The sequence below is a fragment of the Microcystis sp. Msp_OC_L_20101000_S702 genome (assembly GCF_007095705.1).
GTDB classification, from domain to species: Bacteria; Cyanobacteriota; Cyanobacteriia; order Cyanobacteriales; family Microcystaceae; genus Microcystis; species Microcystis ichthyoblabe_A.
This window is the reverse complement of the sequence record NZ_SFBO01000060.1, coordinates 1-6,274: the sequence shown is the minus strand read 5'-3', so window position 1 is coordinate 6,274 and position 6,274 is coordinate 1. Positions and strand designations below refer to the sequence as shown.

The window sequence follows — 6,274 nt, the reverse complement described above, 5'->3', positions numbered from 1 at the left end:
TTGCACACTTTTCTCTTTTTGTCAAATTTTATGTTAAGAAAGATGTGACTAATGGATAGCTTATCAAGGGGGGCAGGGGGGATCGAACCTAAAATCCATTTTTAATTTAATTATAACCATCTACTTAACTGATGTCTCAATCTGTGATAAGATACGCAGCAATTCTTGTCCAGAAAAGTTATGAATAGGAAATCTGATCGTTTTGATTTAATGGCATTAATTGCTGTTGCTGTTTTTTTCCTAGGGATCGTTTTCTGGAAAGTCCCGCTTGATTATCCCTATATAGTTAATTTTGATGAAGCGGTGGCTCTGGTACTTGTCTACGTCACCAAACAAGGTTATCGTCTCTACGAACAAGTTTGGTACGATCATTTATCGGGGTTATCTCTTTTACTAAATAGTTGGTTAAGCCTGACAGGATTTACTATCCATGCATCCCGCCTTATGATGCTTTCTTTGTCCACAATTATGTTAGGAATTTTTTATCTAATTCTGAGAGTTAATTGCGGAATATTGGCCTCTTGTTTATCAGTATTTATTCTCTCAACCTGTCTAGTGTATATTACCCTGTCAACGGTAGTGATGCAGGAGTTACCCTCACTTTTTTTTACAATCCTAAGTATTTTTATCATCTTTAAAGCCGTTCAATCCACGAGTAAGCTTAAGTATGGACTCTATTTACTCAGTGCCATTGCTTTTGTTTTTTCCCTGCAAATTAAACTTTCGGTGATTACTATTATCCCAACTGTAGCTTTAATTATTTTTCTCAATCAACAGAATAGTTTTATTAAAAGAATCATTGATATTATTATTTGGTCAGTCGCTGTTATTTTAGTCTTTGTCTTGGGTTCCCTGACTATTTTTCCTTTTTCCTACGAAAATGTTATTAAATCTCATGTCAGTGTTGCCGCTAGTTTCGCTCAAGACAATCTCACCTTATGGACTCTCTTACAAAGCGCCCTACAGTACGAACCAATTTATCTAATCGTGACAGTGATAGCTATTATAGCGATGGTTTTTACTCGCAACATAATACCACTTTTACCGCCGTTGGTCTGGTTAGTTTCTAATCTGTTCAGATTTGCTACAGTTGCCCCAATTTGGCCTCATTATTATATCCATTTAATTATTCCCGCCGTTTGGATAATTGCCTTGTTTGTCGAACAGTTAAAAATTACTGATAGCCTCGGAGAATTTAGGCAAAATCGAAAAATAACCCAGAAATTAGTTCTCAAAATGCTAATTTTTCTACCCCTGTCTGGTCAATTTCTCTTTAATACCTTGAGGATAATCACCAATCGTGATCCCGGAATTAATGCCTACATTCAATATAATAAAAAGTATAAACCTCTTTTAGCAGAAGCTGTGTTTGAAAAATTTAAAAACTCCGATAAACTTCTGTTAACCGATAATCCTCACTACATATATAAATATTTCTTGAAAACACCCCCAGAAACGGCTGTCATCACTAGAAAGAGATTTCTCAATCAGAATCTCGATGGGGATTTTATCCTAGAAGTTATTGAAAAAAGACAGCCAGATTTGGTTTTCCTCTATCGATTTGAAAAGGAATTTCTGCAATCACCAAAACTCAAGGATTATCTAGAGAAAAACTATATCCAGTTCCCCGACCAGCAAGAAAAAGGAACTCTCTTTATCAGTCCAAAAACTTGGCAAGAATATCAAAGGAAGGCTAATTAGAAATTGTGGACGGGGATTATTAACGTTTTTTCTTTTTTACCGGTTTTTGAGCCACTTTTCGAGAACTTTTGTAGGCAGATCCGATCCAATCACTACAACTATGACTCATCGCTCCTAATTCTAAACCTAGGAAAATAGCGATCGCTACCCGGGGATACTGTTGCCATAATGCGATCGCTTGCTGCGGCCACAGTCGCCAATCCCAGTCTATACCCCAGAAACTTTGCAGGATCGGAATGATCACGATCGCCGCTAGTAAAAGAAAACTACCAAGATAAAATAACCGAAAAATTGTGCCGATCAATAAACCGTGGGATAACCAACCGCGATGACGGATCATAGAACGATAGGGTAGCCACAACCAGCGCAGATAACCCCAACGTTTGTATTGTACCGAGTGGATGTCAAGATCTGGCCCAAACAGGAATCCGCTAAACAAATAACTGGCCAAGAGTAACAGGGTTAATTTACCACTGCCACTGACCAAAAAACTCGCCCCCGCAATCGGTAGCAGCAAAATTAGGGTAATGCGATCGTGAGTTCGACCAGAGGGCATCGGAAAAAAATTAACTCGCTCAAAAAAATAATATACTTTTTTGAAAATATATGTTATGCTGAGAAAGTACGAAATTAATTCGGGCGTTTAGCTCAGTGGTAGAGCGCCTGCCTTACAAGCAGGATGCCGTAAGTTCGACCCTTACAACGCCCATTTTATTAGATTCTTGCCTTGTCAAGCTTTCACTCCCGATCGCAGGTTGAGATTAAAACTATTGAGGGTAATTGCTGCTGGAACGGGAAATAGGGACTATTTGCTAGTAAGCTAGTCAGTAGGTACTAGGATTAATTCATCGCGGCACACCGGTTATATGGCCAATTGGAAATGTATTAAAAATTGTGGAGCTTGTTGTCAACTAAATCCCGATGAGCGTCCTGACTTAGAAGAATATCTGACTCCCGCACAATTAACTCAATATCTCAGCATGGTGGGGGAAGGGGGTTGGTGTATAAACTTTGATCGCCAAACCCGTCTCTGTACCATTTATGACCAGAGACCAGAATTTTGTCGTGTTCAACCCGATATTTTTGCCAAAATGTATCAAATTGCACCGGGAGAATTCGATCAATTTGCGATCGATTGCTGTCATCAACACATTGAGGATCTTTATGGGGAAGATAGCCTAGAAATGAATAGCTATCGTCAGCAAGTAGGCTAAGATTTACCCCTATCCCAGAAATAACTCAGACGGAGAAGAAAATAAGTGGTCTGGTTAGGCTCTTCTAGGTTCTGTGTGATCAGCTTAACTTACCATAGAAGCGATCGATCTTTGTGTCCTTTGTGCCTCTGTGGTTCGTTCCACCCTCTCGCTAGGAGGAATGTATCTTAGAATACATTTTACCCACCAAATCCAAGAGAGTCCTGGTTATTGTCCCGATCCTCTCCATCGCTAAACCAGTGACCCACTTTCCGCACTTCTTAACATTCAATTAATGATTTTACTCAAATATTGCTTACAACCCTTTGCCAGTAAGGATTATAGCTACAATCATCGATTTTTATCAATGTAAAGAATTGTAAACTTCTTTCCCAGAAACAACCAATTATTGAAAATGTTCTCAATAGTAGTTTCTACAATGAAGGTTTTTCGTTAAAACATCTTGGGGAATGTAAAAATATATACAAGTATATGAAGATGTGCGGAATGTCGGCAAAAATTACGGAATCGATTGTTTCCCTGTTGAGGAGAAGTCTATAGGAAACTCAAAACCTCTAGGGGTGCAGAGTTTGAGTTCAGGACAGGGAAAAACTATCATGGAAAAACCAGAAAAACAGCGCCGCAGACGCGGGGTTGTCCTTACCCCCACGGGACTAGAAAAATTACTTACTGCCAAACAAGAAGCGGAGTATCGGGATAATCGCGGTCATCGTTTCACCCTAGAAGTCCTCAGCGAGAAAACTCTTTTAGGGGTAGATACTCTGATGAAGGTATTTGCTTGTGAATCGGGAGTGGATAAACAAACCCTGAAACATTGTTTTCAAGCCTTTAATTTAACTTTAGAAAATGGCGATTATTATCGTCCTAACTTACCAGAAACTGATACTATTAATCCTCAATTATTGCCTGAGTTACCAGAGGGACAAGTCCCCCTCAATTCCCCCTTTTATATTAACAGAAACAATCTGGAACAGACTTGTTATCAAGAGATCTTGCGCGGGGGTAGTCTGATCCGGATTAATGCGCCCAGAAAAATGGGAAAAACCTCCCTGATGGCCAGAATTATTAATTATGCTCAACAACAGCAATACCATACACTTTATTTCAGTTTTCGGTTAGCAGAAAGCTCAATTTTTCAAGATTTAAATCAATGGCTCCGTTGGCTTTGCGTTAGTATTAGTCGCCAGTTAGATTTAGATAATCATCTCCCACAGGATTGGGATGAATTCTTAGGGGGTAAAATTAACTGTAAAATCTATCTAGAAAAGCATATTCTCTCCCATCTTGATCGCCCTTTAGTGATTGCCTTTGATGATCTTGAATATCTTTTCCCCTATCCACAGCTAAGGGAAGAATTTTTTAGTATTCTGCACCTCTGGCACGAGGAAGGCAAAAACAAACCCCTCTGGCAAAAATTACGTTTAATTGTTGCCTATTCCCCTGCACAGGAGCTTGATAAAAACTTAGATACCTATCAATCTCCTTTTAGTCTTGGTGTACCGATCGAATTGCCTAATTTTACCAGCGCACAAGTACGAGAATTAAGTCAAAGACAGGGATTAGATCAGAATTTTAACTCCGAAAAATTACGGATATTTCTAGGGGGTAATCCCTATTTAATTCGTCTTGCTTGTTATCATATTGCTCGGGGTGATTGTACCCTAGAAACCATTCTAGCTACTTCTATCGGGGAGGAAAGTAATATTTTTGCAGACCATCTTAAACGTTTACTTTCGCATCTGCAATACTTAAAAGGCAATTTGGCGGCTATCTTTGCTAAGGTGGTGATGGCGGAAAAAGACATAGAAATTGATTTAATGGCAGCTTTTCACCTAGAAAGTCTCGGACTAATTCACCGACAAGGTAAGTTTTGCCGAGTCAGTTGTCCTCTCTATCGTCAATATTTTGGCGAATATTTCCGGCAACGTTCTGTTTTTTTGGCTCGAAAAACTCCTATCCTCGCCAAAAAAATTACGCTTGCTCACTTTGATACTTCCGAAAAAAGTCGCTATGCCATCTAGTAGAGCATCAATTTTGTTTTGAGGGATAAAAAAAGAGCTAATCTGGAAGAAGTTATCCAACTTCAGACAAAAAAATGCCGAAGAAAAAATATATTGTAGATCTAACAGACTCCGAAAGAACTGAACTCGAGCAGCTAACCAAGAAAGGAAAAATAGCAGCTTACAAAATGAACCATGTCAGAATACTACTTTTAGCAGACGTCAATCAACAGGAAGGTGGTTGGACTGACTCGAAAATTAGTGAAGCCTTAAATGTTGCTCAAGCCACCATTGAGAGAGTACGACAAAGATTTGTCGAGTCAGGAATTGAATCATCATTAACTCGAAAAAAGCAAGAACATCGCCGTGCCAAAATTATCGATGGGGAAAAGGAAGCATATCTGATTGCCATCGCTTGTAGTGAAACACCAACGGGACGAGCAAAATGGACACTTCAAATGCTGGCAGATAAAATGGTCGAACTTGAATATGTGGAAAAAATATCACGAGAAACCATCAGAAAAACCTTAAAAAAAATGAATTGAAACCATGGCTGAATCAATCATGGGTCATTCCCCCAAAAGAATCAGCGGAGTTTGTCTGTGCCATGGAAGATGTCTTGGATATTTATCATAGTGAGTATGACCAGCAAAATCCCTGGCTGTGTTTTGATGAGAGTTGTAAACAATTAGTCAAAGAAACAGAAGAGAAAATACCAGCCGAACCGAGAGAACCAGAAAGGTATGACTATCAATATGAGCGTAATGGTGTAGCCAATATGTTTATGTTTTTTGAACCATTACAAGGTGGGCGACATGTAGAAGTTACACAACAAAGGACGGCGAGCGATTATGCACACCAAATGAAATATTTGGTTGATGAGCGTTATCCGGATGCCCAGAAAATTAGAGTAATTCAAGACAACTTAAATACTCATGTAAAAGCCTCATTATATAAAGCCTTTGAACCGGAAGAGGCCAAGAGAATTTTAGATAAACTCGAATTTCATTACACTCCCAAACATGGCAGCTGGTTAAATATGGCAGAAATTGAGTTGAGCGTTTTGAATCGTCAATGTCTCGATCGTCGTATCCCAGACATGGATAGTTTAAAACAAGAAATTAAGGCATGGGAAGAAAATCGAAATGAAAAGTCAAATTCAGTTGACTGGAGATTTACTACTGCTGATGCTCGTATTAAATTAAAAAAACTCTATCCCTCAATTCAAACTTGACAGACTAGTAGAAAGAATCAAAGAACATCCAATAGTTTTGGCAGTGCAAGACACAACAAGTTTAGACTTTACGACGCAAAAAGCCAAAAAAGGAATGGGTTATCTAGATTATAAAAAATCCTTTG

At 38.8% G+C, this 6,274-nt stretch carries 5 protein-coding genes and 1 tRNA gene; 5 read left to right on the top strand and 1 reads right to left on the bottom strand.

All coding sequences use genetic code 11. The features are described from left to right. The first annotated feature begins 180 nt into the window (after nucleotides 1-180). Complete coding sequence (locus EWV60_RS06450) at nucleotides 181-1,701, top strand: ArnT family glycosyltransferase (protein ID WP_287231616.1); 1,521 nt, start codon at nucleotides 181-183, stop codon at nucleotides 1,699-1,701. A gap of 19 nt (nucleotides 1,702-1,720) precedes the next feature. On the opposite strand, the gene EWV60_RS06445 is transcribed toward EWV60_RS06450, so the two are convergent. After that, complete coding sequence (locus tag EWV60_RS06445) at nucleotides 1,721-2,257, bottom strand: metal-binding protein (RefSeq protein WP_002793573.1); 537 nt, start codon at nucleotides 2,255-2,257, stop codon at nucleotides 1,721-1,723. An 81-nt stretch (nucleotides 2,258-2,338) separates the two neighbouring features. Between EWV60_RS06445 and EWV60_RS06440 the strand changes: the two genes are divergently transcribed. From EWV60_RS06440 to EWV60_RS06425, 4 genes are all read left to right on the top strand, one after another. Continuing rightward, nucleotides 2,339-2,410, top strand: a tRNA-Val gene (locus EWV60_RS06440). A 157-nt stretch (nucleotides 2,411-2,567) separates the two neighbouring features. Next, nucleotides 2,568-2,915 (top strand): YkgJ family cysteine cluster protein, encoded by a 348-nt coding sequence (locus EWV60_RS06435; protein WP_002752908.1) that lies wholly within the window; start codon nucleotides 2,568-2,570, stop codon nucleotides 2,913-2,915. Between the two features lie 596 nt (nucleotides 2,916-3,511). Beyond that, on the top strand, nucleotides 3,512-4,936 hold the full coding sequence (locus EWV60_RS06430; RefSeq protein WP_287231615.1) for an AAA-like domain-containing protein: 1,425 nt from the start codon (nucleotides 3,512-3,514) through the stop codon (nucleotides 4,934-4,936). 74 nt (nucleotides 4,937-5,010) lie between these two features. Next, a protein-coding gene (locus EWV60_RS06425; protein ID WP_287231614.1) for an IS630 family transposase occupies nucleotides 5,011-6,149 on the top strand; the annotation gives its coding sequence in 2 pieces (ribosomal slippage) (nucleotides 5,011-5,443 and nucleotides 5,443-6,149; 1,140 coding nt in all). Nucleotides 6,150-6,274: the final 125 nt, after the last annotated feature.